This window comes from Arthrobacter sp. H-02-3 (assembly GCF_003097355.1).
GTDB lineage: Bacteria > Actinomycetota > Actinomycetes > Actinomycetales > Micrococcaceae > Arthrobacter > Arthrobacter humicola.
The window spans coordinates 258,041-281,428 of sequence record NZ_PYUI01000002.1 but is presented as its reverse complement, the minus strand read 5'-3'; the positions used below and the strand labels follow the sequence as shown (position 1 = coordinate 281,428).

At 68.9% G+C, this 23,388-nt stretch carries 24 protein-coding genes and 3 tRNA genes; 7 read left to right on the top strand and 20 right to left on the bottom strand.

What is annotated here, in order from left to right; translation table 11 throughout:
- Positions 1 to 16 precede the first annotated feature (16 nt).
- A complete protein-coding gene (locus tag C9424_RS03720) occupies positions 17 to 823 on the top strand; it encodes an exodeoxyribonuclease III (protein WP_116765574.1) in 807 nt (268 codons plus the stop codon).
- 31 nt (positions 824 to 854) lie between these two features.
- Positions 855 to 1,772 carry a hypothetical protein gene (locus C9424_RS03715; protein ID WP_116765573.1) on the top strand — a complete coding sequence of 306 codons (918 nt, stop codon included), beginning with the start codon at positions 855 to 857 and terminating at the stop codon, positions 1,770 to 1,772.
- A gap of 59 nt (positions 1,773 to 1,831) precedes the next feature.
- On the opposite strand, the gene C9424_RS03710 is transcribed toward C9424_RS03715, so the two are convergent.
- The 15 genes from C9424_RS03710 to C9424_RS03640 all read right to left on the bottom strand — a co-directional run bounded on the left by C9424_RS03710 (position 1,832) and on the right by C9424_RS03640 (position 11,202).
- Positions 1,832 to 2,899 (bottom strand): LacI family DNA-binding transcriptional regulator, encoded by a 1,068-nt coding sequence (locus C9424_RS03710; RefSeq protein ID WP_116765572.1) that lies wholly within the window; start codon positions 2,897 to 2,899, stop codon positions 1,832 to 1,834.
- Positions 2,900 to 3,003: 104 nt separating this feature from the next.
- Positions 3,004 to 3,258: a hypothetical protein gene (locus tag C9424_RS03705; RefSeq protein ID WP_202615757.1), complete on the bottom strand. Its 255-nt coding sequence runs from the start codon at positions 3,256 to 3,258 to the stop codon at positions 3,004 to 3,006.
- 26 nt (positions 3,259 to 3,284) lie between these two features.
- Positions 3,285 to 4,184 (bottom strand): carbohydrate ABC transporter permease, encoded by a 900-nt coding sequence (locus tag C9424_RS03700; RefSeq protein ID WP_116765570.1) that lies wholly within the window; start codon positions 4,182 to 4,184, stop codon positions 3,285 to 3,287.
- Complete coding sequence (locus C9424_RS03695; protein WP_116765569.1) at positions 4,181 to 5,218, bottom strand: carbohydrate ABC transporter permease; 1,038 nt, start codon at positions 5,216 to 5,218, stop codon at positions 4,181 to 4,183. The genes C9424_RS03700 and C9424_RS03695 overlap by 4 nt, the downstream gene beginning before the upstream one ends.
- A 7-nt stretch (positions 5,219 to 5,225) precedes the next feature.
- Positions 5,226 to 6,512, bottom strand: coding sequence for an ABC transporter substrate-binding protein (locus tag C9424_RS03690; protein ID WP_116765568.1), 1,287 nt, complete (start codon positions 6,510 to 6,512; stop codon positions 5,226 to 5,228).
- Between the two features lie 236 nt (positions 6,513 to 6,748).
- Positions 6,749 to 7,360: a hypothetical protein gene (locus C9424_RS03685; RefSeq protein ID WP_116765567.1), complete on the bottom strand. Its 612-nt coding sequence runs from the start codon at positions 7,358 to 7,360 to the stop codon at positions 6,749 to 6,751.
- Entirely contained in the window at positions 7,357 to 7,944 is a 588-nt protein-coding gene (locus tag C9424_RS03680) for a DUF6286 domain-containing protein (RefSeq protein ID WP_237563280.1), read from the bottom strand. Before C9424_RS03680 ends, C9424_RS03685 begins: the two co-directional genes overlap by 4 nt.
- 68 nt (positions 7,945 to 8,012) lie before the next feature.
- Entirely contained in the window at positions 8,013 to 8,396 is a 384-nt protein-coding gene (locus C9424_RS03675) for a hypothetical protein (protein WP_116765565.1), read from the bottom strand.
- Entirely contained in the window at positions 8,393 to 8,584 is a 192-nt protein-coding gene (locus C9424_RS03670; protein WP_116765564.1) for a hypothetical protein, read from the bottom strand. The genes C9424_RS03675 and C9424_RS03670 overlap by 4 nt, the downstream gene beginning before the upstream one ends.
- Positions 8,581 to 9,108: an Asp23/Gls24 family envelope stress response protein gene (locus C9424_RS03665; RefSeq protein ID WP_202615756.1), complete on the bottom strand. Its 528-nt coding sequence runs from the start codon at positions 9,106 to 9,108 to the stop codon at positions 8,581 to 8,583. The genes C9424_RS03670 and C9424_RS03665 overlap by 4 nt, the downstream gene beginning before the upstream one ends.
- Positions 9,109 to 9,258: 150 nt before the next feature.
- Positions 9,259 to 9,717, bottom strand: a complete 459-nt coding sequence (locus C9424_RS03660; RefSeq protein ID WP_116765562.1) for a hypothetical protein — start codon at positions 9,715 to 9,717, stop codon at positions 9,259 to 9,261.
- Positions 9,718 to 9,989: 272 nt separating this feature from the next.
- Positions 9,990 to 10,065: transfer RNA gene (locus C9424_RS03655), tRNA-Phe, on the bottom strand.
- A gap of 48 nt (positions 10,066 to 10,113) precedes the next feature.
- Positions 10,114 to 10,187 (bottom strand) — tRNA-Asp (locus C9424_RS03650).
- Between the two features lie 115 nt (positions 10,188 to 10,302).
- Positions 10,303 to 10,375 (bottom strand) — tRNA-Glu (locus C9424_RS03645).
- Between the two features lie 224 nt (positions 10,376 to 10,599).
- Entirely contained in the window at positions 10,600 to 11,202 is a 603-nt protein-coding gene (locus C9424_RS03640) for a LysE/ArgO family amino acid transporter (protein ID WP_116765561.1), read from the bottom strand.
- Positions 11,203 to 11,270: 68 nt separating this feature from the next.
- On the opposite strand from C9424_RS03640, the gene C9424_RS03635 reads away from it, so the two are divergent.
- The 5 genes from C9424_RS03635 (at position 11,271) to C9424_RS03615 (ending at position 16,499) form a co-directional block, all read left to right on the top strand.
- The gene (locus tag C9424_RS03635; RefSeq protein ID WP_116765560.1) at positions 11,271 to 12,152 is read left to right on the top strand and encodes an ArgP/LysG family DNA-binding transcriptional regulator; all 882 of its coding nucleotides are present in this window, start codon (positions 11,271 to 11,273) and stop codon (positions 12,150 to 12,152) included.
- A 122-nt stretch (positions 12,153 to 12,274) separates the two neighbouring features.
- Positions 12,275 to 13,315, top strand: coding sequence for a DMT family transporter (locus tag C9424_RS03630; protein ID WP_116765559.1), 1,041 nt, complete (start codon positions 12,275 to 12,277; stop codon positions 13,313 to 13,315).
- A gap of 9 nt (positions 13,316 to 13,324) precedes the next feature.
- Positions 13,325 to 13,768, top strand: coding sequence for a metallopeptidase family protein (locus C9424_RS03625; protein WP_116765558.1), 444 nt, complete (start codon positions 13,325 to 13,327; stop codon positions 13,766 to 13,768).
- A 10-nt stretch (positions 13,769 to 13,778) separates the two neighbouring features.
- The gene (locus tag C9424_RS03620) at positions 13,779 to 14,699 is read left to right on the top strand and encodes a cation diffusion facilitator family transporter (protein WP_116765557.1); all 921 of its coding nucleotides are present in this window, start codon (positions 13,779 to 13,781) and stop codon (positions 14,697 to 14,699) included.
- 330 nt (positions 14,700 to 15,029) lie between these two features.
- Positions 15,030 to 16,499: a C40 family peptidase gene (locus C9424_RS03615; protein ID WP_116765556.1), complete on the top strand. Its 1,470-nt coding sequence runs from the start codon at positions 15,030 to 15,032 to the stop codon at positions 16,497 to 16,499.
- 103 nt (positions 16,500 to 16,602) lie between these two features.
- Here C9424_RS03615 and C9424_RS03610 read toward each other — a convergent pair whose 3' ends face one another.
- The 5 genes from C9424_RS03610 to C9424_RS03590 all read right to left on the bottom strand — a co-directional run bounded on the left by C9424_RS03610 (position 16,603) and on the right by C9424_RS03590 (position 23,388).
- A complete protein-coding gene (locus C9424_RS03610) occupies positions 16,603 to 17,436 on the bottom strand; it encodes an ABC transporter permease (protein ID WP_272914136.1) in 834 nt (277 codons plus the stop codon).
- 103 nt (positions 17,437 to 17,539) lie between these two features.
- Complete coding sequence (locus C9424_RS03605; protein WP_116765554.1) at positions 17,540 to 18,592, bottom strand: ABC transporter ATP-binding protein; 1,053 nt, start codon at positions 18,590 to 18,592, stop codon at positions 17,540 to 17,542.
- 40 nt (positions 18,593 to 18,632) lie between these two features.
- On the bottom strand, positions 18,633 to 19,709 hold the full coding sequence (locus tag C9424_RS03600) for a LolA family protein (protein WP_116765553.1): 1,077 nt from the start codon (positions 19,707 to 19,709) through the stop codon (positions 18,633 to 18,635).
- Between the two features lie 111 nt (positions 19,710 to 19,820).
- On the bottom strand, positions 19,821 to 20,627 hold the full coding sequence (locus C9424_RS03595) for a hypothetical protein (RefSeq protein WP_116765552.1): 807 nt from the start codon (positions 20,625 to 20,627) through the stop codon (positions 19,821 to 19,823).
- A gap of 22 nt (positions 20,628 to 20,649) precedes the next feature.
- Positions 20,650 to 23,388 (bottom strand): PEP/pyruvate-binding domain-containing protein, encoded by a 2,739-nt coding sequence (locus C9424_RS03590; RefSeq protein WP_116765551.1) that lies wholly within the window; start codon positions 23,386 to 23,388, stop codon positions 20,650 to 20,652.

Sequence of the window (23,388 nt, the reverse complement as noted above, 5' to 3'; positions counted from 1 at the left end):
CGGTAAGTTAGGGACTGTGAAGATTGCTACCTGGAATGTGAACTCGCTCCGTGCCCGCGCCGACCGCGTGGAGGCTTGGCTTCAGCGCACTGACTGTGACGTCCTGGCCATTCAGGAAACGAAGTGCAAGGACGAGAACTTCCCATGGGAGCTCTTCGAGAACCTGGGCTACGAGGTGGCGCACTTTGGCCTGAGCCAGTGGAACGGCGTCGCCATTGCCTCCCGGGTGGGGCTCGACGACGTCGAACGCACCTTCCTGGACCAGCCGGTGTTCGGCAAGAACGGCAAGGACGCCGTGCAGGAGGCCCGGGCCATCGGCGCCACCTGCGGCGGCGTCCGGGTCTGGAGCCTCTACGTCCCCAACGGGCGCGCCCTCGACGACGAACACATGCCCTACAAGCTCAACTGGCTGGACACACTGAAAAACCATGCCGGAACCTGGGTCAAGGACGACCCCCAGGCACAGATTGCGCTGATGGGCGACTTCAATATTGCGCCCCTGGATGAGGACGTCTGGGACATCGACTACTTCCGCTCCGAGGGCCTCACCCACGTCAGCGAGCCCGAGCGCGCCGCCTTCCATGCTTTTGAGGAGGCGGGCTTCCAGGACGTGGTCCGCCCGCACGCCCCGGGGCCCGGCGTCTACACCTACTGGGATTACACGCAGCTCCGCTTCCCGAAAAAGGAAGGGATGCGGATCGATTTCATCCTGGCCTCCCCGGCGCTGGCAGCCCGGGTGACCGGTGCGATGATCGACCGCGAGGAACGCAAGGGCAAGGGCGCCTCGGACCACGCCCCGGTGATTGCGGAACTGGCGGACTGATGGCTGCCGCCGAGGGAAGCGTCGTGATCCAATGACGGGGAACATCTACCGCGGACAGGCCGGACTGCCGTTCTCGTCCGCGCTCCGGATCTACGAGCCCCTCGAGGCATTCCCCGCGCAGCAGCAGGAAACCCTGCGGGCAGCCGGCGCCGGGCAGGGATCGCGCGCCGCCGTGGAGAACGCCGAGCTGATGGCGTCCCTGGGCCGGATCACCCGTCCCGACGGGGATCCGTTTCCCACCGGCCGGACCGACCTCGTGCGCGTTGTCCCGGCCCTGGCCAAGCAGGCCTCGGCCGGGGCAGCGCACGACGCCGCGGAGTCCGGCAGCGGCACGGCCACGGCGGACCAGGCCGACCGGCTGTTGTATTGCCCCAGCCAGCTGGTCCTGCGCGCGGGGCTGGCGGCCAATGCGCTGATGGAAGGCATCCACGGGCCCCTGGCCCAGCTCCTGATTCCGGAGGAGCAGCGGGACAAGCATCAGGAGCGCATTGATGAGGTGCGGGCCCACGACGGTGTGAGCCGGGTCCACACCCGGGCGTCCACGTGGGGTATCCCGTTCAGCTGGTTCTGCCTTTTCCAGGAATCGGACCCCACCGACGTCGTGGAGTCCGAGGGTCACATTGTCACGGTCCGTATCCGCGCCGGCATCGGCAAGGCGCTGGAGCGCGTGAGTTATGCGGTGGCGCATCTGGCCATGGCCGCGCCCGATCTCGACATGCTCGAGGACCTGACCCAGCTCACGGAGTGGCTTGAGCTCTTCCACCCGGATTCCGTCGTGGAACTCGATTACGGCGCTGTGGCCGACAAGGTCTACCCGGACGATTCGCCGTTGGACGTGCGCTTGGGCATCGAGTGCCTGGCGGAAGGCGACATGACCGGGGCCGCCGCGGCCTACCGACGGCTGGCCTCGCGCTGGGTGCCGATCCGGCAACTGGCCCGCGCGTCCTAGATCCGAGGGACGGCCGCCGTGCCGGCCGGCGCTAGGCGGACAACACTAGGCAGACGGCGCTAGGCGGACGGCTCCGGCCGGCGGTGCGGCGGCGCCGTCGTCCTCCGCACGATCAGGCGGTGCGGCGCGACCGTGGACTGCACGGCCCCGGCGATTCCGTCGAGTTCGTCCAGCAGCATCTTGGTGGCGAGTTCGGCCTGTTCGTCCGGTTGCTGCCCCACCGTCGTGAGCCCCATGGCCTCGGCGAAGTCGTGGTCGTCGATGCCGATGACGGACAATTGCTCCGGCACCTTCACCCCGGCCTTGTTGGCCTCGAAGATGACGCCCATGGCCATCTCGTCCGAGGCGCAGAAGATTGCGGTGGGCTTGGGTCCGCTCCGGGCCCACAGGCGCCGGAACGCCTCCTGGCCGCTGCGAACGGTAAAGTCCCCCCACTCGTCCCATTCCGGCCGAACAGGCAGCCGCGCTTCGCGCATGACGTCCTGGAAGGCCTGGATCCGGACCCGGGGGACGTCGAAGTTGAGGTCGGTTTCGTCGTCGCCGTGCAGGAGCGCGATATCGGTGTGGCCGAGCCCGATCAGGTGCCGGACCGCGGTGGCCGCAGCGGCGTAGTCGTCGATGCCGATGTAGGGGCATTCCTCGACGTGCCCGCCCACGACCACGAGCGGGATATCGATCTTCTGCAGGTGCTCGATTTCCTCATGGGTGAGCGCCATACAGAGGACAAGCAGGGCGTCGATCTGTTTGTAGACCATGGTCTTGCTGAAGAGCCGCTCACGGTGGCTGCCGTGGCCGCCGAGGTTGAAGAGCGAGAGGTTGTACTGGCGGGCGTGCAGCTCGCGGTCTGCGCCCTCGATGGCCTTGGAGAAGAACCAGCGGCTGACGAACGGTGCCAGCACACCGATGGTCTTGGTCCGGCCTGTCGCCAGGCCGGACGCCGAGGACGAGGCAACATAGCCCAGGGATTCGGCGATGCCGAGGATCTTCTCCCGCGTCGCCGGGGAAACGCGGGGCAGTCCGCGGACGGCCCGGGAGACCGTAGCCGTGGAGACGCCGGCGGCGGCAGCGACGTCCTCGATGCTGACGCCGGAGTGGCCGCCGCGCTGCGCCCGTTCTACCCGTGCCACTTGTGTCCCCTTACTGACGGTCCGTGGATCCCTGACGGCTGTCCGCAGACGTGCTGCGCCCCGCCTCCCCCGCGGCAGTTGAATAAAAGTGCTGGCCTCGCGGCCTAGCCGCGCCTGCTGGCTGTCCGGCGCGGCAGGCGCCGGCGCAGCCGGATCATCCCGTAGAGGGCCAGCAGTGCGACGAGCAGGCCCAGGGCCCAGCCGAGGGCGTCCTGGGCGGTCACCTCCATCCAGACGGTGACTACCAGCAGAACCAGGGCCCAGAAGCCGAGGAACCCGATGATGATGTCGAAGTCCTCGCCGGAACGCACCTTTCGACGCGATGCCGGCACATGGCCCTGGTTCTGCTCGTCTGTCACGACGCCGCCCTCACTCGAGGCCATCCTCACTTGACGGCGCCGGCGGTCAGGCCGGCCACGATCTTGCGCTGGAACACCAGCACCAGGATGACCAAGGGGATGGTCACGATGGTGCCCGCCGCCATGATCGCGGTGTACGGGATCTGGTTGGGCTGGGCGCCGGCGAAGCTGGCGATGGCCACAGTAACGGGCTGGGTTGCGTCGCTCGAGAGCTGGCTGGCGATCAGGAATTCATTCCAAGAGGAGATGAACGCCAGGATGGCGGTCGTGAAGATCGCCGGCGCGGCCAGCGGCATGATGACCTTCCGGAAGGCCTGCCCCTGTGTGCAGCCGTCCACCCTCGCCGACTCCTCGAGCTCCCACGGCATCTCCCGGAAGAAGGACGTCATGGTGTAGACGGTCAGCGGCAGCACGAACGAGATGTTCGGGATGATCAGGGCCTGGTAGGTGCCCATCCAGCCGATGTTGGTGAAGAGCTGGAACAGCGGCGTGATGAGAGCGACGCCGGGGAACATGGAGGCCCCCAGGATGAAGCCCAGCACGAGGTACTTGAACTTGAAGTTCAGCCGTGCCAGCGCGTACGCGGCGAACACGCCGATCAGCAGCGACACCACGGTCACGACGGAACCGATGAACAAGCTGTTGAGCAGGGCTTGGCCGAAGTGGTTGCCGAACGAGGTGTCGAATGCGGTCTTGAAGTTGTCCAGCGTCACGTGGGTGGGCAGGATCGAGGTGTCGTAGGTGTAGCCGACGTCGCGGAACGCCGTCACTACCATCCAGTAAGCCGGGGCCAGGCACCAGATGAGGATCACAACCGCACTGATGTAGGTCCGTCCCTGGGCCCACTTCTCGCGGTTCTGCGCGGTCTTCCGGCCCCGGTCCTGCTCTGCGCGCAGCTCGGTTGCGGCGGTCGTCGCGGCGGTCATTTCTTCCCCTTACCTGCGCCGGTCTGCTGCTCCACCACGTTCGCCCCGAGGAAGCGTACAAAGATGAAGGCCACCAGAAAGATGATGATGAATGTGATGGTGGACAAAGCCGCCGCCGCGTTGAAGCCCTGCCTGATCTGGTTGATCACCAGGATGGACAGCGTGGTGGTGTTGTTGGCTCCGCCCGTCAGGATGTACGGGAGGTCGAACATGCGCAGCGCGTCCAGGGTGCGGAACAGGATAGCCACCATGAGCGCCGGCTTCACCAGCGGCAGGGTGATCATCCGGAAACGCTGCCAGGCGGAGGCGCCGTCGACCTTGGCCGCCTCGTACACTTCCGCGGGAATCATCTGCAGGCCGGCCAGAATCAGCAGCGCCATGAAGGGAGTGGTTTTCCAGACGTCGGCGATGATCACGGCCCACCTCGCCGGCCATTCGCTGCCGGTCCACAGGATGGACGTGTTGAAGAGTTTGTTGCCGATGCCTTCGAAGGCGAAGATGAACAGCCACAGCTTGGCCGTAACGGCGGTGGGGATGGCCCACGGCACCAGGACGGCTGCGCGGACCAGGCTGCGGCCGCGGAAGGCCCGTGCCATGATGACGGCCATCCAGAAGCCGAGCACGGTCTCGAGTGCCACCGTGACGATGGTGAAGAAGAACGTGGTGGCGGTGGCGGACCAGAACTGCGCACCTAGGGTTCCCGGCGGGCAGTCGACGGTTCCGCCGGACGGAGCAGGGCACTGCTGGAAAATCCAGTTGTAGTAATTCGAGAAGCCGGCCGGGCCACCCTCTACGAAGAGACCCGTGGCGGGGTCCAGACCAGCGTCCTTCTGGAAAGACATCACAATGGCGGTGATGATCGGGTACACGATCACCACTGACAATGCGAGGATGGTCGGCGCCAGGAGCCAGGCGGCCCAGCGCCCCTGCGTCGCGATGCGGTTGTCCTCTCCCACACCCTTGGGTGCGTGGTGGATCGGAGCACCGCCCGACGCCGGTGCCTTGACCGACGTCGGGCCTACTTCAGTTGCCATGATGAACCTACTGTCCCGCGCTAGCGGACTCGATGGACTTCTGCATGTCGGACAGGGCAGCGTCTACGGTCTTCTCGCCCTTGATGGCCGAGTACGCGTTTTCCTGGATGGCCTTGGTGACGGCCGGGTAGAACGGGGTGACCGGGCGCGGCACGGCGTTCTCGATCGAGGTCTTCAGGACCGGAAGGTACGGCAGCTTGGCGACGAGGTCCTTGTCTTCATAGAGCGCGCCGAGAACCGGGGCGAGCGAACCCTGCGTGGCGAAGAACTTCTGCGTCTCTTCCGTGGTGAGGAACTTCAGGAAGTCCAGCGCCGTGGCCTTGTTCTTCGAGTAGACGCTGATCGCGGCGCTGTGGCCGCCGAGGGACGAGGCGCCCGGACCGTCCTTGCCCGGGAGTGCGGTCATGCCCAGGACGTCCTTGACCTTGGATGAACCTTCCGTGGTGGCCAGGTTGTACACGTAGGGCCAGTTGCGCAGGAACAGCAGCTTGCCGTCCTGGAACGCCTGGCGGCTCTCTTCCTCCTGGAAGGTGATGGCTTCCTTCGGGATGCTGCCGTCGGCGTAGGCCTTGGCCAGGTTGGCCATACCTGCCTTTGCCTCAGGGGTGAGCAGGCTGGGCTTGCCGTCCGCGTCCAGCACGGCCCCGCCGGCGGAGTTGATCGCCTCGGAGGCGTTGACTGTCAGCCCCTCGTACTTCTTGAACTGGCCCGAGTAGCAGCCCATGTTGTTGGCCTTGGCGATGGAGCACATGCTCATCATCTCGTCCCAGGTCTTCGGGGGCGTGGGAACCAGGTCCTTGCGGTAGTACAGGATGCCGCCGTCGGAAGATTCCGGTGCCGCGTACAGCGTGTTCTTGTAGGACGCGGCGACGACGGTCGGCTTCAGCATGGCCGAGGTATCCAGCGCCATCTTGTCCTTGAGCGGCTGCAGCCAGCCCTTGGCCGCGAACTCGGCGGTCCAGACAACGTCAACGCTGGCAACGTCATAGCCGGCGTCCTTGGCCTGGAAGTGCTGGACGAGGTCGTCGTGCTGCTGGTCCGCCTGGTCGGTCTGCTCCTTGAAGGTGACCTTCTCATTCGGGTGGGCGGCGTTCCACTTTTCGATCAGTGGCCGGACCACGTTGCTGTTGTCCTTGCCCTGGACATACGTGATGGGACCGCGCCCGTCCAGGCCCTGCGAGGCAGCGTCGCTGCCGCCGCTGGAACTGCCGCCGCCTCCGCCGCCACAGGCCGAAAGGGTCAGTGCCAAAACGCCTGCTGTGGCGACGGGAAGTAGGAAATTGCGGGTTTTCATACTGGAGTGCTCCTCGCTGAGTACCGGTAAAAACGGCCGTGCAGTTGGTGTGTCGACCATCACAGTAATCAACAGTCTGCGGGGAATGCAAGCGTTTACATGAAACCTTAATACAAAGGAGACTTAGTAGTTCCGCTGGGGCCACCGGCCCTGGGGGCGGCCGACCCGCCGGTTCGGCCGCCCGGCACGCCCGGTTCAAGCGCCTACCGGGTATGTTGCGTCCACTTCACCGCGGCTTATCGGACGCGCTCGGCCCGGCCAAACCGCGACCGCGTCCCCGAGCCGATATGGATCAGGACCGGGGTGCGCTTGCCGATGACGGCGTCGAGCGCTTCCACGAGTGCGGAGACTTCGGCGGCGAGCGCGTGCGGCGCGACGCCCTGGCGCGGCTCAACCCGGATCTTCAGGGCAGGTTCCCCCCGGATCTCGTAGGCGGCAACGGTGACTCCCGCCAGGTCGGGCCGGTCCGCGAGGGCCGCGCGGAGCGCCTGTTCCGCCACTCCGCCGCTGATCCCGACATTGCCCGGGACGCCGCCCGGGTCCTCCTCGGCCGCGATCAGGCTGGTCCGGCCTTTGCCCTGCTGGGCGACCCAGGCGACCATCAGGGCCAGCACCAATACGAGCCCACCGCAGATGGCAAACCACAGCCAGCTCCCCTGGTGGCGGGGGAACTGCGTCCGTTCGAACAGGTCGAGCCAGTATTTCAAGACGCCGCCCGCCCACTCGTGCCACCAGACGCCGACGGCGGGGACGCTCGCGAGCAGCATCAGCAGGACGCCGATGGCGAGCAGCTTGATGCCGAGGATGCCGATCAGGATGCGGTTCAGGACTCTGGGAGTGTTGTTCATGCCCCCACCACCCCTGACGTGGCTACGTGGATCCGAACTTCCGGAGTGGGCGAGGGGCCCATGTCCTGCAGCTCCCGCCGCACGGCCTCAAGGACGGCGTCGGGGCGCAGCGGCACACCTGAGGTGGGCCGGACGTTAACCTCTACCCGGTTCCGCGAGACGATCACCATCACCTGGCCCTGTGTCACGTTGGCGGCCAGCCGCGCGCGGCGTGCCAGGGCCGCCGCGATCACTTCATCGTCGACTACGACGCCGGCCCGGCGGTCTGCGAGAAGGTGCCGCGCACGGCGTCCCGGCAGGACGGCATTGAGGAAGAAGAACAGGCCCGCCATGGCCACCACGGCGCCGGAGACGCCGAGCAGGAGCGGCGGAATCCCGGCCGGGAGGGCGACGGCACGCTCGGCCGCGGTCTGCGGATCTATGAGCCACGGTGGTTGCCCGAAGGCACGGACCGCCGTTTCAAGCAGCGCGTACCCGCACACCACAATAACCAGGGCGGCCGCCATCACGGAGACAACGGCACGCGATGAGTGGGTCTCCCGTTTGAGGATCCGTGCCATGCCGGCCGCACCGGAGCCTGGCATTCCGCTCTCCGTCACCGCGCCGGCGTCGTTTGGGCCCGAGCCGACAGTGGCATCCCGGGTATCCTGGCTCAACGCACCCGCCCTCCCCCGTGTACGGTGGCCCCACTGATGCGGATGTCCACCCGACTCAGCTGTGCCCCGGTCAACGCGGTGACCCGGTGCAGGATTTCGGCCTTGGCGGCGACGGCTCGGTCCCAGATGGCGCCGCCGAACCCGGCCACGCGCGCGGGGTCCCGGAGAACCGTGGTGAGGGGCGGGATCCCGATCGGCGTGACCAGCGAGAGCGCCAGCAGCCCGTCATCATCCGACCACTCGGCACGCACGCCCTGGGCCGGTACGCCGAGCGCCTCACCCGCGGCCGCCCGCGCCACGCTCGTCAGGGCCTGGGTGCTGATGCGGTTGTGCCCGGCCACCGCGGCGCCGCGGATCGGCGCCCCAGCCGTGATGCTCATGAGGAAGAACGCCGGCCCGTGAGGGCATCAAACACGCTGCGCAGGTCCAGTTTCCCCGCTGCGGCCCGGCCCAGCAGCGCGCCGATACCCATGAAGAAGAGCGCGCCAAGGAAGCCCCAGGCTCCGAACTGGAAGGACATGAAGGCCACGAAGGCGCCCATGGCGATTCCCACAACCGTCAGATTCACTGGATTGCCTCCCTTACCGGCCGGACCTCGCCGGCGACGGCCGGTTTGGCCGGACCGGGCACATAAACGTCGTTGATCTCGATGTTTACCTCGATCACTTCAAGCCCCACCAGTTCCTCCACGGCGGAGTAGACGGCCGCCCGGATCTGGTCGGCGAGAGCCTGCAGGGGGGTGCCGTAGACCGCGACGAGGTCGATGTCCACGGCGACCTGCGTTTCGCCGACTTCGACGCGGACCCCCGCGCCGTGATCGGCGCTGCCGACGGCGTCGCGAATGGCACCGAGGGCCCGCGACGGTCCGGATCCCAGTGAGTAGACACCGGGTACCGCGCGGGCGGCGATGCCAGCGACCTTGGCGACGGCGGCTTCGGAAATGACCGTGCGTCCGGTGCCCGCCAGCGCGGGCAGCCCGTCCACAGGACTGGCTACAGGACTGGCTACTTGACTGGGCGCTTGGCTGGGCGCCGGGCCGGGCGCCCGGCCGGCCATGCGACCCGCCACCGGCTGAGAATCTTGGTATTCCATGGAGCACTCCCCCTTCTCTTTGACACAACCCTAGTCCCTGCCTTGGGCCGTGCGGGGGAATCTTGCCGCGCCCGGTTACCCCCGGCCGCCGCGAGGGCCGGAACTGGGAGGTGCGTGGCGACCGCGGCGGCAAGGGCGGATCCGGTGGGCCTACTTACAGTTGGTGGCGATCCACTGGGTCACGGGCGCCATGGCGGCCTGGAGCTTTCCGCTGGAGAACACCGTCTGGTCGGTGACACCGGCGATTGCCACGTCCTTGAGGTTGGCGAAATCGGCCTTAAGGCTGTCCGGAACGCGCTCGGCGGTCTCGGCCAGCTCCGCCTTGGACTGTTGCAGCTCCGCCGTCTTGCCCTGGGCGGCCGACAGCGGCAGGAGGGTGGCGCCGGCGGCCTGCTCCGAAATCTTGGTGCACGCCTCGGCGGCGCTGGCGAAACCGCCGAAGGGTCCGGACGTGGCAGTGGCGCTTGGTGTGGCGGACGCGGGCGCAGTGGCCGTGTCTGCGGCGGACGACGGCGCACTTGCGGCCTGCGGTGCCGAGCAGCCGGTGCGGGCCAGGGCGGCGAGGAGGGCGGTTGCGGCGAGAGGACGGGCAATATTCTTCGAAGTCACGTTGCAGAATCACTTTTCGGTTGAGATTGCGCCGCCCGCCCGGACAGGGCTGCCGGCGGCCTTGGTGTTCTTTCCCCAGCGTGCGAGTCTAGCCCGCCCGCCTGAACGGCCCGCAAACAGGCTCCCGCCGTCGACATCCCGCCGCCCCATGCGTCGATTGCTCCATAACGGCCCTTTTGACCCGCCAGAAGGGCCGTTATGGAGCAATCGATTGGGGTGAGGTGGGGTTAAAGAAGAAAAGCACCAGTTCTAAAAGAACTGATGCTTCCCAGTGGTGGCTCCGACCGGCGTCGATCCGGTGACCTTTCGATTTTCAGTCGAACGCTCTACCAACTGAGCTACAGAGCCTAGGTGACATGTCACCTTGACGGCCGGAATTTCTTCTGGCAATCAGAGCGACCCTGACGGGACTTGAACCCGCGACCTCCGCCGTGACAGGGCGGCGCGCTAACCAACTGCGCTACAGGGCCTTGCTTGTTTACTGCTTGTACTGCGTGTTTCTTGCTCACTGCGGTATCGCTACCGCAATTTTTCAAGGCCTTTAGCCTACCAGACTTTTTCATCCGGTTTGACCACTTCCTTGCGTACCCCCAACGGGATTCGAACCCGTGCCGCCGCCGTGAAAGGGCGGTGTCCTAGGCCGCTAGACGATGGGGGCCAAGACGCCATCCGGTTGAACACTTCTGGGCAAAAATTAAGGGCCGAAGCCTTTCGTTTTTGTCCTTTCGGGTTCCTCCGAACTGGACTATAAAACTATAAGGGCAGACCCCCGGTTTATCCAAAATCGGCCAGGAACGGCCATCGCCGGGGGGCCGCGCGGCCCGCCCGTCCGCCTTGGAACGCCTGGCGGGAAAGCCCGCCCGCTCACGCGCGCGGCCCGGCTCAGCTCAGTAGGAGCACCGCGAGGGTGATCATCACGACGGCGATCCCCGCGTCGAGCACTCGCCATGCCGCCCGCCGCCGGAACACTGGCGCCAGGAACCGGGCCCCCGCGCCCAGTGCGGTGAACCATGCGATGCTCCCGAGTCCGGCCCCGGCAGCGAACCACCAGCGCCCGGACTCGCCGTGGGCCGCGGCGAGGGACCCGAGCAGCAACACGGTGTCCAGGTAGACGTGCGGGTTCAGCCACGTGAAGGCCAGGCAGGTGCCCAGTACGGCTCCCCGGGCGCCGCCCGGCCTGTCTCCGGAGTGGTCCATCTGTTCGCCCCGGACCGCACGCCGGGCCGCGAGCGCCCCGTAGGCGAAAAGAAACGCTGCGCCCGCCCAGCGGATCACCACGAGGGCGGCGGGTGCCCGGTCCAGGAGGACGCCGATGCCCGCCACGCCCAGCAGGATCAGGACCAGGTCCGACGCTGCGCAGACTGCCACGACCATGGCGACGTGCGAGCGCTGGATGCCTTGGCGGAGGACAAAGGCGTTCTGCGCGCCGATGGCAACGATGAGGGACAGTCCGGCGGAGAGGCCGGAGAACAGAGGAAGGATCACCGTTCCACGGTAGGTGTCCGGCTCGGATGAAACCAGTTAAAGTTTCTTCCCAAACATAAGATGATCTAATGATCGACATTTCCCCTGAACAGGCCCGGACGCTGGCCGCCATTGTCACTCACGGAAGTTTTGACGCCGCGGCCGCCCACTTGTCCGTGACGCCCTCGGCCGTCAGCCAGCGGATCCGCGCCCTCGAGACGGCCGTCGGCAGGCCGGTCCTGACCCGGGCCCGGCCGGCCGGTCTCACGGAGTCCGGCCAGGCTGTGGTGCGGTTCGCGAGGCAGCTTGAGCTGCTGTCGGCCGACCTTGCCGAGGAGCTGCAGCCGGAGGAACCCTCGGGGCGGACGCGCCTGACACTGGTGATCAACAGCGATTCCTTGCACACTTGGGCGCTGGCCGGTCTCGCGGCGGCCAGCGACAACATCCAGCTGGAGATCGTGCGCGAGGACCAGGAGCACTCGCTGGACCTCCTGCGCGCCGGCGCCGCGGCTGCCGCGATCACGGCCACGGCGACGCCCGTGCCCGGGTGCTCGTCCCGCAAGCTCGGCATCATGCGCTACCTGCCCGTATGCGCGCCGGACTTCAGCCGCCGCTGGTTCGATTCCGGCGTGAGCGCGGCGGCCCTTGCCACGGCCCCCGTCCTGGTTTACGACCGCAAAGATGATCTGCAGGACCGCTGGCTGCGCCGGTTCAGCCGCACACCGCCCCAGGCACCACGGCACTACGTACCGGCCGCCCAGGAGTTTGGCGATGCCATCCGTTGGGGCATGGGCTGGGGGATGATGCCGGAGATCGAAATCGGCGAAGACCTCCGGAACGGAACACTCGAGGCGCTCACTCACGGCGCGCATGTGGACGTCGCCCTCTACTGGCAGCAATGGCGGCGCGGCTCGGCGGCGCTGACGGAGGTCGCGGGCGCGGTCCAGGCGGCGGCTCGCGTCCTCCGCTGAAGCCGCCTGCCGTCCCAGGCCATGTACCTTGGCGGCACTGTGGCAGAAGTTTGGCGGAAAACCGTCTAGACGTGACCGATTTCCGCCAGCTGAGGCCGGGGGCGAGAGGCTAGATTTGCAGCATGGCAACAACCGCCGAAACAGGCTCTCCCAGTCCGGACCACACCCAGCCGGCCGGCACGCACGACGTGCCCAACCAGGCGGTCACCCCCGCCCCCGTCCGGGCGGTCACCTCCGCCACCGTTCAGCCGAAGGGCCCGACCGGCACTCGCCGCCCCGGAACCCCCGGCCAGCCAGCCCCGATCAGCAGGCTCGGCATCGCCGCCGTCGTCGTCACCGTGGTGCTGTGGGCTTCCGCTTTCGTGGGCATCCGGGCCGTGGGCCCGAGCTTCTCCCCCGGCCCCCTGACGCTCGGGCGGCTGGCCGTCGCCGCCGTCGTACTGGGCCTCCTGGTGGTGCCGAAGCTCAGGGGACTGCCCCGGGGCCGCGAATGGTGGCCCATCCTGGCCTACGGCGTCATGTGGTTCGGAGGCTACAACGTGGCGCTCAACGCCGCCGAGCACATGCTCGACGCCGGCACGGCCGCCCTGCTGATCAACGTCAACCCCATCCTGGTCGCCGTGATGGCCGGTGTGATCCTGAAAGAGGGCTTCCCGCGCTGGCTGATCATCGGCAGCCTGATCGCTTTCGGCGGCGTGGCCGTGATCGCCCTCGGTTCCGGCCAGCGGTCGACGGCGGACGTGGCCGGCGTGCTGCTCTGCCTGCTCGCGGCCGCGCTGGCCGCAGTAAGCGTGATCGTGCAAAAACCGGTGCTCCGGAAGTTCCCGGCCGCCCAGGCCACGTGGTTCGGCATTATGGTCGGCGCCATCTGCTGCCTGCCCTTCAGCGGCCAGCTGATCAGTGAACTGCAGGCCGCTTCCCTGCCGGCCACGCTGGGACTGGTGTACCTGGGCATCTTCCCCACCGCGATCGCCTTCACCACCTGGGCCTACGCGCTGTCCCTGATTGACGCCGGACGCCTCGCCGCCACCACTTATCTGGTCCCGGGCACCACGATCCTGATCTCCTGGCTGGTACTGGGCGAGATTCCGACCATCTGGGGCCTGGTGGGCGGCGTGATCTGCCTCGTGGGCGTGGGGCTGACGCGGCGCCGGTCCCGCTAGAGTTTCCCCATGACCCCGTCCCTGCCGCCCGGCCTGCCGATCATTCCAAACGGCGGGGACGACGGTGACGGTCCGGAAGGCGGCCCGTTCCCGATGTCCGAGGACGACTTCGAGGCCGCCGTGAGCGACGCCCTGGACCGGATCCCGCCCGAACTGGCACATACCATGAGCAATGTCGCGATCTTCATCGAGGACGACTACACCCCGCAGCCCGGCGAGGACCCGGACACCGTGCTGCTGGGCCTCTACGAGGGGGTTCCCCTGACCGAGCGGGACTCCTGGTGGGACGCAGGCTCACTGCCGGACCGGATCACGATCTACCGCCAGCCCATCCTGGAGATCTGCGCATCCCGCGAGGACGTGATCGAGGAAGTCACCGTGACCGTCGTGCATGAGATCGCGCACCACTTCGGCATCAGCGACGAACGCCTGCACGAGCTCGGCTGGGGCTAGCCTTAGAGGCATGGGACACGACCACAGCCACTCGCACGGCATCACCGCGACCGGGAAACATCGGAAGCGCCTGATCGCCGTCCTGGCCATCACGCTCGCTGTGGTGCTCGTGCAAACCATTGGCGCCGTCATCTCGGGCTCCCTGGCGCTGCTCGCTGACGCCGGCCACATGCTCTCCGACGCCGCCGGCGTCTTCATCGCCCTGCTGGCCGCATGGATCGCCACCCGGCCCGCCAGCGACCTTCGCACTTACGGATACCAGCGCGCCGAGGTCTTGGCCGCACTGGCAAACGCCCTGGTCCTGATCGTCATCTCGGTGGTGATCTTCACGGAAGCGATCCGCCGGCTCGGCTCGGCCCCGGAGGTCCACACCGACGTCATGCTGTCCGCTGCGATCCTCGGCGCCGTCGCCAACCTGGTCTCCCTGCTGATCCTGCGCGGCGCCCAGAAGGAAAGCCTCAACGTCCGCGGCGCCTACCTGGAGGTCCTGGGCGATCTGCTGGGATCCTTTGCCGTCATCGCGGCAGCGCTGGTCATCATGATCACCGGATTCCAGGCGGCAGACACCATTGCCTCGATCCTCATTGCCCTCATGATCCTGCCGCGGGCCTGGCACCTGCTGCGCGACGTTGTGGACGTACTCCTTGAGGCCACCCCCAAGGGCGTGGACGTCCAGATGATCCGCGAGCACATCCTCGCGGTGGACGGCGTGGTCTCCGTCCACGACATCCACATCTGGACCATCACCTCGGGCGTCCCCGTGTTCTCCGCGCACGTGGTGGTGGAGGACGCCGCGCTCGGCGCCCGTGGCGCCGACCGGGTCTTGGACAAGCTCACCGCCTGCCTGGGCTCCCACTTCGACACGGAACACTGCACCTTCCAGCTGGAACCCGCCACCCACTCGGAGCACGAAGCGCACCAGCACGCCTAAGCGACGGGAGCGCGTTAACCCGGGGCAGGCCGCTGGCGTTCAGGCCGCTGGTCCGGCCGCCGCCCCGGGCGCCGTTTGCTGCATGCGTTCCTCCCTGCGCTGCCCCGGGCCCGACTGACGCGCCGCCGATAACCTGTCCCCGGCCGGACACACCCCGCGCAAACGTGGCTAAATGACACCAATGTTGTTTATGTTGTTGGTGTGACTCGTGTTGCCAAAGTGGTCTTTGGCACGTAGCCTCATGCCTGCTGGGTGATCCGCAGAGGGGCTTCTTCACGTGCCAAATCCAACCTCGCTCATTCCAGCCTGAGACTTCAGCGAGGTTTGCCCATGAGCTGGACCGGATCCGGTCGCAAGACGGCTGTGCTGTGCACCGCCGTCGTCCTCCTTGGAACGCTCGCGCTCCCGGCGCAGGCCTCTGCACTGACTCTTGCGCAGGCACGCGGATCCCTGCCGGCCGCCGGCCGGGTTCCGGCGTCGCCGGAGATCCCCTCGCCGGAAGAGATTGCCGCCGCCAAGTCCAGTGAAAGCGCGACGGCGGCGGAGGTCACCAGGATCGACGGGCTCCTGGCCGATGCCTCGGCCGCCCAGGAAGCCAGCCTCGGCGCATCCCTGCAAGCGAACAACGCCTACGGCGAGGCCCTCGTGGAGCTCGCCACCCGGCGTGACGCGGCAACTGTCGCAGCAGCCAGGGCTGCCGCCGCCGAGGCCGAACAGGCCAAGGCCCGCAAGCAGGTCGGCCAGCTGGCCGGCGATCTGTACCGCAACGGCGGCCTGAATCCGGCCCTTAGCAGCTTTGTCAGCGGCACCGGGCAGGCGCTCGAAGATGCCGCCACCCTGGAGGCCGTGACGGCCGGACGCGCCCGGGCCTTCCAGTCCGCGGAAACCGCGGCCGCCGCCGCGCAGTCGTTGACGGAGGCCGCGGCAGATGCCAACCGCGCCGCCGACGAGGCGGCCACGACGGCGGAAGCCCGCAAGACCGACGCCGACCGCGCGACGGCTGCCCAGCGCCAGGCCGTGGCAGATGCCAAAGCCCAGCGGTCCGCCCTGGTGGACCAGCTGGCAAGCCTCAGGAACACCACCGCGGCGCTGGAGTCGGCCCGGGTGGACGCCCTCGACCGGCAGCGCCAGCAGGAACGGCTGGCGGCCCTGACCGCCGCTGCCGGCTCCGCCCCGCAGCCGGGCACCGGCTCCCAGCCTGCTTCAGGTTCCCAGCCGGCCCCGGCATCACCGGGAGGAGGCGGTTCGGCCGCCCCGCAGCCAGCCGCGCCGGCCCCAGCCCCGGTCGAGGTGCCGCCCGCTGCCGCCCCGGAGCCCGCTCCTGCTCCTGTTCCTGCTCCGGAGCCCGTTCAGGCACCGGCACCGGTACCCGTTCCGGATCCTGTGCCCGTCCCGGCGCCGGTCCCGGTTCCCGCGCCGATTGCCGGCGGGTCAAACCAGACGGCCATTTCGGTGGCGCTTGGCAAGACCGGATCGCCGTACTTCTACCAGTACGGCGGAACCGGTGCCTACGGGTTTGACTGCTCGGGCCTGGTGCAGAATGCATTCGCCGCGGCCGGCAAGTATCTGCCGCGCACGGCCTCCCAGCAGTTCGCGCAGGCCCCTGTCCACGTACCGCTCTCCCAGGCCCGTCCCGGCGACTTGCTCGTCTGGGGTTCACCTCCGGGGTTCTACCATGTGGCCATCTACCTCGGCGGCGGCCGCGTGGTCCAGGCCCTCAATCCCGACGCCGGCATCACCGTCACCGATGTGGCCGCCATGTCCGGGATGCAGCTCTATGGCTACGCGGCCCGCTACTGAGAGCCGCTACTAGGTCCCGCTAGCCGGGCCCTTCGGTTGGTCCCGCTCGTGGGGCCACGCCCCTGGGCGCCGGGTTTTGAGACGCGAGGGCCTGGTCCCGGAGCTAGGAGAGCACGTCCTTGGTGATGAACCGGCCGTAGGCCAGCGCACCGAATACGGCGACGTAGCCGGCCTGCAGGACGGCGTTGGCGGCGAAGGAGTCCCAGGAGAGCGGCTGGCGGAGGAGATCGCCAAAGTCCAGCCAGTAGTGGCTGAACAACCAGGGATGCAACCACTCAAGTTGCGGCAGCGCGTCCAGGACCTGCGCAACGACCGAGAGCACCACGGTAGCCGCCATGGCCCCGACGGGAACGTCCGTCAGGGTGGAGATGAACAATCCGATCGCGGACAAGCCCAGCAGCGAAACCGCCAGATAGGCGGCGATCAGCAGCAGCCGGACCATGGCCTCGCCGGTACCGATCGTGTCGCCGGAGAGCAGGGTCACGGGTCCCACGGGGAAGAGCGCCGCGCCGATGCCTGCTCCGACCAGTGCCACGACGAGCGGGGCAACGACCACGAACAGTGCCGCCCCGGCATATTTGATGAGCAACAGGCGGACCCGCCCGGCCGGAGCCACCAGCAGATACCTGAGGGTTCCCTGCCCGGCCTCGCCGGCGATCGTGTCTCCGGCCACCACGCCGACAGTCAGCGGCAGGAACAGCGGAACGGAGACCACCATCGCCGTGACGCCTACGAATAGGCCGTTCTGGGTGATCCTGTCCAGGAAGGCGGGCCCCCGGCCGGCCGGCACGGCCGAGGAGACCCGCACTGCCACGGCAATCAGGATGGGGATGGCCGCCAGCGCGCACAGCATGGCCCACGTCCTGCGGCGGCGGAACAGCAAGCCGAGTTCAGAGGCCAGCAGGCCGCCGGTCACGGACCGGCGTCGGCCCGGCAGGCTCGCCGCCGTAACGTCGGTGGCGGCGTCACCGGCCGCTCTGCTGGGGCTGCCGGCCGGGCTGCCTGATGGGGCCCCCGACGGGCCGCCCGCGGATGAGCCGTTACTGGACAACGTCGAACCCCTCCCCCGTCAACGCCACGAATCGGTCCTCCAGGCTGACCTGTTCGGTCGCGAAGCCGCGGACCCGGACCCCCGCTGCCACCAGGGCGGCCACCACGGCTTCGGGTTCCACGGCTTGCTGCCCCGCGTCCACGGCCCCTGCCGTCTCCCGGGCCGCCGGGGCCGGCGCTGCCGCCGGTGCAGGCAGCGGCGCGAAAAGGACCGCGTCGGGCCCCGCGGACGCGGCGCCGTCGGGACTCACCGTGGCAGCCAGACCCAGGCCGGCCAGCACCTGCGCCGCGGTGCCGGGGTCCGGCGTCAGCACGCGGATCCGCGCCTGTCCCGCCCGGCGCAGCTCCGCCAGGGTTCCCTGCGCCACTAGGCGGCCCGCGCTCATGATGGCCGCATGTGTGCAGATCTGTTCCACTTCGGCGAGCAGGTGGCTGGAGACGAACACCGTGGCGCCGTCGGCCGCGAGCGAACGCACCAGGCTGCGCACTTCCCGGGTGCCCTGGGGATCCAGTCCGTTGGTGGGTTCGTCCAGCACCAGAAGGTCCCGCGGCGCCAGCAGGGCGTTGGCGATCCCCAGCCGCTGCTTCATGCCCAGTGAATAGGCGCGGACCTTCTTGTCCGCGGCGTGCGTCAGGCCCACCCGGTCCAGGGCCGACTGGACCCGGGCCCGCCGCGTGGCGGCCTGACCGTAGGGATCCGCGGCGTCCATGCGGTGCAGGTTGGCGGAGCCGGAGAGGAAGGGGTAGAAGGCCGGCCCCTCGACAAGTGCTCCGACCCGGGGCAGCACGCCATTGAGTTTCCCGGGCATCTCCTCGCCCAGGACGCGCATGGAGCCGCCGGTGGCCGAGGCCAAGCCCAGCAGGAGCCTGATGGTGGTGGTCTTCCCCGAGCCGTTGGGGCCCAGGAAGCCGAAGACGGCGCCTTTCGGCACGGCGAGATCGACATCGTCGACTGCCAGTTGATGGCCGAACCGCTTGGTCAGACCCCTGGTCTCAATGCTCAGCTCGGTTCGCAGCTCGGCCGCCGGCCCGGCGGCGCTCACGCGGCCGTCACCGGCAGGTCCCCGGAAACCGGGCCGGTATTCACTTCTGCGCGGCAGCGGCCTGGAGCCGCTCCACAGGCACCGAGCCGGCAAAGATCCGCCCGTCGTCGAGCATCAGGACGTTCACCAGCGCGGTGGACAGGAGCCGGCCGCCCCGGACCGGGACGGTGAGCTGTTGGAGCGGTGCCGCCGCGTCCGACGTCGGCTTCTGCGTTCCCGCCGGGAACTCAACCACCGCGTCCCAGCCGGACCCGGTGACGGCCGGCTTGCGTGCGCTGTCCTTGGCCGGGGGCGTCCCCTTTTCGGAGTCAGTGCCGTGCTTGTGTTCCGGGACCGGGATCTCCTTGACCGTGGCGCCCGGCGGCGGGCTGAACGCGAAGACGGACGCGTCGGGGGCCGCAAGGGTCAGGCTCGTGTAGGCCACGCGGAAGGCGGGATCCGCCTGTCCGCGGGCTTTGACCTCAACGCCCAGCGGCAGGCCGGTCTGGCCGTCCACGGCAACTGCGATGGACGAGACCAGGGTCGCGTCGGACTTCGGCGTGAGCACCAGGTTGTATGCGGGCCGGCCGGCCACCTGGACGTCGGCGCCCACCGTGACGTCAGTACTGGGGTCGATCTTGGCCAAGAACATTGCGGCGAGCTGGTCCGGGGTGGCCGTGGCGTCCTTGCCGCTGTTGTGGGCGCGGCCGGCGTCGGCCGGGAGCTGGACGTGGGAGGCCGTGTTGTCCTTGGAGTTGTAGAACCACACGTCGTTGCCGTTGCGGACGGCGTTCCGTTCGGCCAGCTGGTCCATCACCTGGATGCGGGCGTGGTCCGGGCCGTCGCGATAGACGCGCGCGGTGTGCGGACCGGTCAGCAGTTCGAGCCAGGCGGTGCTTGAAGAATCCGTGCCGGGGCCGGTCTTGGGGAGTTCGGGAAGGCCCAGCTCCGAGGACTGTTCCAGGGTTCCGGAGAGGGCGGGCTCGCTGTGCTGGGCGATCAGCTGCAGCACCTGTTCGGGCGTCTTGGGCGGCAGCGGGTCCCCGGCGCTGGCGGGCAGGGATCCGGCCAGCGCACCGGCGGCGATGACGGCGGGAACGGCAACGGCGGGCAGCCACCGCAGCCACTTGCGGGTCATCGTGACCGCGCCCCAAAAAGAAGTGATTCACAATTCCGCGTCTGAAGAACGCGTGCTCCAGCAGTGCAGCTCATACATCAACAGTACGCCTGGCCCCGGCCGCGCGGTGTCCTACTTCAGCACGTTGATGGTCAGCTCGACGGCGCCGAGCAGGAACGCGAGCACCGAGGTGCCAAGGCCGGCCACGAGCAGCAGCCCGGGATGGGCGAGGCCCACCACCACCCGCTTCAGCCGCGGCCTGTCGCGAAGGAACTTCTTGGGCACGGTGCCGGATCCCGGGGCTTGTTTCCAGCCCCGGAGCCGCCGCAGGAACCAGGCACAGCGGATGATGAAGGCCAGCCACAGTACCGAGACCACCAGCGGGATCGCGGCCAGCAGGAGGTTGAAGCCCACCGCGGTGACCTCGCGTTCGGACGCGCCGACGAGCGACTGAAGGGTCGTTGAGATCGAGGCGCTCATGACCACGGACACGCCCCACACGAGGAACGCGGCAATCAAGGCGAGGAAGCGGACAAAGAAGTGGCCCAGCACGGAGTCCCGGCGCGGCTTCAGGTACCGGCGCGGGGTCGCGTGCAGCAACGCGATGCTGGCCAGCAGGGTCGGCAGCGCGGCCATGCCCACCAGCACATACCAAGACCAGCCGGCCAGGTCCAGGAACTCGTCGGCCACAATCAGGGCCGCCCAGAACCCGGCCCACGCCCAGCCGGCCGTCAGCGGATGCTCCACGAGCCACGCCGGCAGCCATGCATCGCCGTCCAGGGACCGGAGCCGGCCGGGAGCTTCCGGGGCGCGCGCCTCCGGCCCGGGGGTTTCGGGCGCAGGGGCTTCCGGCGCCGGGGTTTCGGCTACCGGGGCGCCCGTGCCGGGCATCCCGCTTGCCCCGGGATGCTGGCCCTCCGAACCGCGTGCTTCGCTCATGGCCCCACTGTAGCGAGCAGCGCTACTGTGACGGCGTTACGGTGCCGGCGGCGCCGTCGACCGTGATGTCGTCGCCCGTGGCGATCCGAGATGTCGCGTCGGGTACGCCCACCACCGCGGGGATGCCGTATTCCCGCGCGACGACAGCGCCGTGGGAGTTGGGGCCGCCCATTTCCATCACGAGGCCGCCGGCCGTCAGGAACAGCGGCGTCCAGCCGGGATCCGTGGACGGCGCCACGAGGATCTCGCCCGGTTCCAGATGCGCGCCCTGCGGGTCCAAGATTACGCGGGCCCGGGCGCTGACGGTCCCGGCCGAGGCAGGCGTCCCGGAGAGCACCCCCGCCGATCGGTCCGCGTCCCCGGTAGCCCGGCCGCCGGCGTCGGACTGCACGGCTTCGGGCTCGGTGCCATCGGAAAGCAGCACGCGCGGAATGTGCCGCCGGCCCAATTCGGCCACGTACGCCTCCCGGCGCTGCTGCACGATCCCGCGCAGCGCGGCGCCGCCCAGGCCCGCGTGCGCCTCGCCCAGGTCGAGGAAGAAGATATCGTCCGCCGCGTCGATGGTCCCCGCTGCGGCGAGTTCGGCCCCCACCGCCGCGAGTTGCTGCCGGACAGCGCCGAGCGCCTCCACGAGGTGGTACTTGGGCAGTTCACGCAACCCGGCGAACATCCGGGTCCGTCTCAGCGCGGCCCGGACAAGCGCTCCACGCAAGCGGCTGCGCTGCTTCGCCGCAGCCACAAGCCGCTCCACCTGCGCGTCCGCCTCCCCCGCCGCCTTCTCGAATTGCCGGTCCGGGGCGAGGGCCGGGTCGTCCACGCGCAGATAGTTGGCCAGGACGCCGAGGATGTGGGTCGGGTCGTCAGACCAGCGGGGCATGCCGAGGTCGATTTCCGCCACGGCCCGGTGGCCGTACCGGCTCAGGAAGCCGGAGAGCCCGGACTGCACGACGCCGGGAAGCTCCCCTGTCCGGTAGCGCCGTGCCAGCTCGGGCAGTGCGGTCCAGCCGAACACCTCCGCCGCTGCGGGGTCCTTCCGAATGGCGGCAGCCAGCGCCCACAGGTCGAGGTCCATTTCGGTGGTCACATTGTTGGGCAGGCCCCGCAGGACGTCCTGCAGTGCCCCGTTCCCCGGGCTTCCCGCGAGTTTCCCGGCCGCGGCCAGCAGCGCGAACCCGAGCGCGGGCAGAGGCATGAGGGCGGGAACCACCGGAAAGACGCTTCGGCCGAGGATCCGCTCAACGTGGTCCAGTCGCTGCGCAGCCGTGGCGGCGGCGGGCACTGTGAGGGCAGCCCTGAGCTGTTCGCCCACACGGTCGGCCCGGCGCAGCGCGTCCTCGGGCCGGAGCAGCCCGCGGACCAGGGTCTCCGGCACTCTCGCCCGCGCCGCTACCGGGGCGACGCGGCGCAGGAGCCGCCACGGCGAGCTGGTGACGACGGAGAACCTGGGATCGGCGAAGAGCTGGCGCAGCACAACCGCCGACCGCGCCTCCATGATGTCGAAGACCCGGGGGACGAACGCGCGCCCGGCCTTGCTCCGGACCACGGGAGTGAGGTCGAAGAAGATGCGTTGTCCGGCCTCCGCGTAGGGCGAGGGCCCGTCCCGGGGCACCGGCACCGGGAAATGCGCCGCCTCCGCCACGGAGGATGCAATCAGCCGGATGCCGGCGAGGCCCATCGGCGTCAGCGGCCGGGTCAGGCCCTGGGCCAGGCTAAAGCACAGATAGACGCGCGGCCCCGGCCCGGTCGGCGGCTTGTCCGGCATCGGATAGAGCGTGGTGATGGGCCTGGACTGGGTTAGCCACACAGCACCGTCGCGGCCGATGGCCCATTCGAGGTCCTGCGGCGAGCCGAAATGCACCTCCGCACGGCGGCCCAGGAGTTCCAGCGCGGCCAGCTGGGCATCGTTCAGGCTTGGCCCGGACCCGGCTCCCGGCTGGACCACCCGCTCGGTTCCGCCGCCGGGGAGGGGCCGGATGAGCAGTCCTTTGTCCCCGATCCGCCGCTCCAGGATCGTTCCCGTGGCACCGTCGATCACGAAGTGGTCCGGGTTGACGGCCCCGGACACCACGGCCTCCCCCAGCCCCGGGCTGGCGTCGATGACCGCTTCGTGCCGTCGCCCGGTGACCGGGTTGGCCGAGAAGAGCACCCCCGCCACGGCCGCGTCCACCATGCGCTGGACCACCACCGCGAGAGACACAGCGGACGGGCTGATTCCCTGCACCGCCCGGTACGTCACCGCGCGGTCGGTCCACAGCGAGGCCCAGCACTGCCGGACGGCGGACAGCACGGCATCCGCGCCGACCACATTCAGGAACGTGTCCTGCTGGCCGGCGAAACTGGCAAAGGGCAGGTCCTCGGCGGTCGCGGAGGACCGCACCGCGACCGCCGTATCGTCGCCCAGCGCCGCATAGGCGGCCCGCACGGCGGCATCGATGCCGGCCGGGACGGCGGCGTCGAGCACTAGTGCCCGGGCCTTTGCGGCGAGCAACGCCAGTCCGGCCAGGTCATCGGGGGCGGTTGCGGCGATGGCATGGTGCACGTCCGCCAGCGCCGCGGAGGCCGTGGCGTCCAGATAGGCCCGGGTTGTCAGACAGAAGCCGGCGGGAACGGGCAGGCCTGCCCGGGCCAGCTCGCCCAGGTTGGCTGCCTTGCCGCCGGCCTCGGCCAGCATGTCCTGGCCAAGGCGTTCCAAGGCCAGGACCGGCGCGTCCTGGGCCATGACCGCGTCTTCGGACGGGTCCGGCCTCCGGGGGTGTTCCAT

Excerpts from the sequence above, each read along its gene's own strand:
- C9424_RS03700 (WP_116765570.1), bottom strand. The coding sequence starts at position 4,184 with ATGACCGCCGCGACGACCGCCGCAACCGAGCTGCGCGCAGAGCAGGAC.
- C9424_RS03715 (WP_116765573.1), top strand. The coding sequence starts at position 855 with ATGACGGGGAACATCTACCGCGGACAGGCCGGACTGCCGTTCTCGTCC.
- C9424_RS03600 (WP_116765553.1), bottom strand. The coding sequence starts at position 19,709 with ATGACCCGCAAGTGGCTGCGGTGGCTGCCCGCCGTTGCCGTTCCCGCC.
- C9424_RS03635 (WP_116765560.1), top strand. The coding sequence starts at position 11,271 with ATGATCGACATTTCCCCTGAACAGGCCCGGACGCTGGCCGCCATTGTC.
- C9424_RS03680 (WP_237563280.1), bottom strand. The coding sequence starts at position 7,944 with ATGCCAGGCTCCGGTGCGGCCGGCATGGCACGGATCCTCAAACGGGAG.
- C9424_RS03675 (WP_116765565.1), bottom strand. The coding sequence starts at position 8,396 with ATGAGCATCACGGCTGGGGCGCCGATCCGCGGCGCCGCGGTGGCCGGG.
- C9424_RS03590 (WP_116765551.1), bottom strand. The coding sequence starts at position 23,388 with ATGGAACACCCCCGGAGGCCGGACCCGTCCGAAGACGCGGTCATGGCC.
- C9424_RS03665 (WP_202615756.1), bottom strand. The coding sequence starts at position 9,108 with ATGGAATACCAAGATTCTCAGCCGGTGGCGGGTCGCATGGCCGGCCGG.
- C9424_RS03620 (WP_116765557.1), top strand. The coding sequence starts at position 13,779 with ATGGGACACGACCACAGCCACTCGCACGGCATCACCGCGACCGGGAAA.
- C9424_RS03690 (WP_116765568.1), bottom strand. The coding sequence starts at position 6,512 with ATGAAAACCCGCAATTTCCTACTTCCCGTCGCCACAGCAGGCGTTTTG.
- C9424_RS03695 (WP_116765569.1), bottom strand. The coding sequence starts at position 5,218 with ATGGCAACTGAAGTAGGCCCGACGTCGGTCAAGGCACCGGCGTCGGGC.
- C9424_RS03595 (WP_116765552.1), bottom strand. The coding sequence starts at position 20,627 with ATGAGCGAAGCACGCGGTTCGGAGGGCCAGCATCCCGGGGCAAGCGGG.
- C9424_RS03685 (WP_116765567.1), bottom strand. The coding sequence starts at position 7,360 with ATGAACAACACTCCCAGAGTCCTGAACCGCATCCTGATCGGCATCCTC.
- C9424_RS03630 (WP_116765559.1), top strand. The coding sequence starts at position 12,275 with ATGGCAACAACCGCCGAAACAGGCTCTCCCAGTCCGGACCACACCCAG.
- C9424_RS03625 (WP_116765558.1), top strand. The coding sequence starts at position 13,325 with ATGACCCCGTCCCTGCCGCCCGGCCTGCCGATCATTCCAAACGGCGGG.
- C9424_RS03615 (WP_116765556.1), top strand. The coding sequence starts at position 15,030 with ATGAGCTGGACCGGATCCGGTCGCAAGACGGCTGTGCTGTGCACCGCC.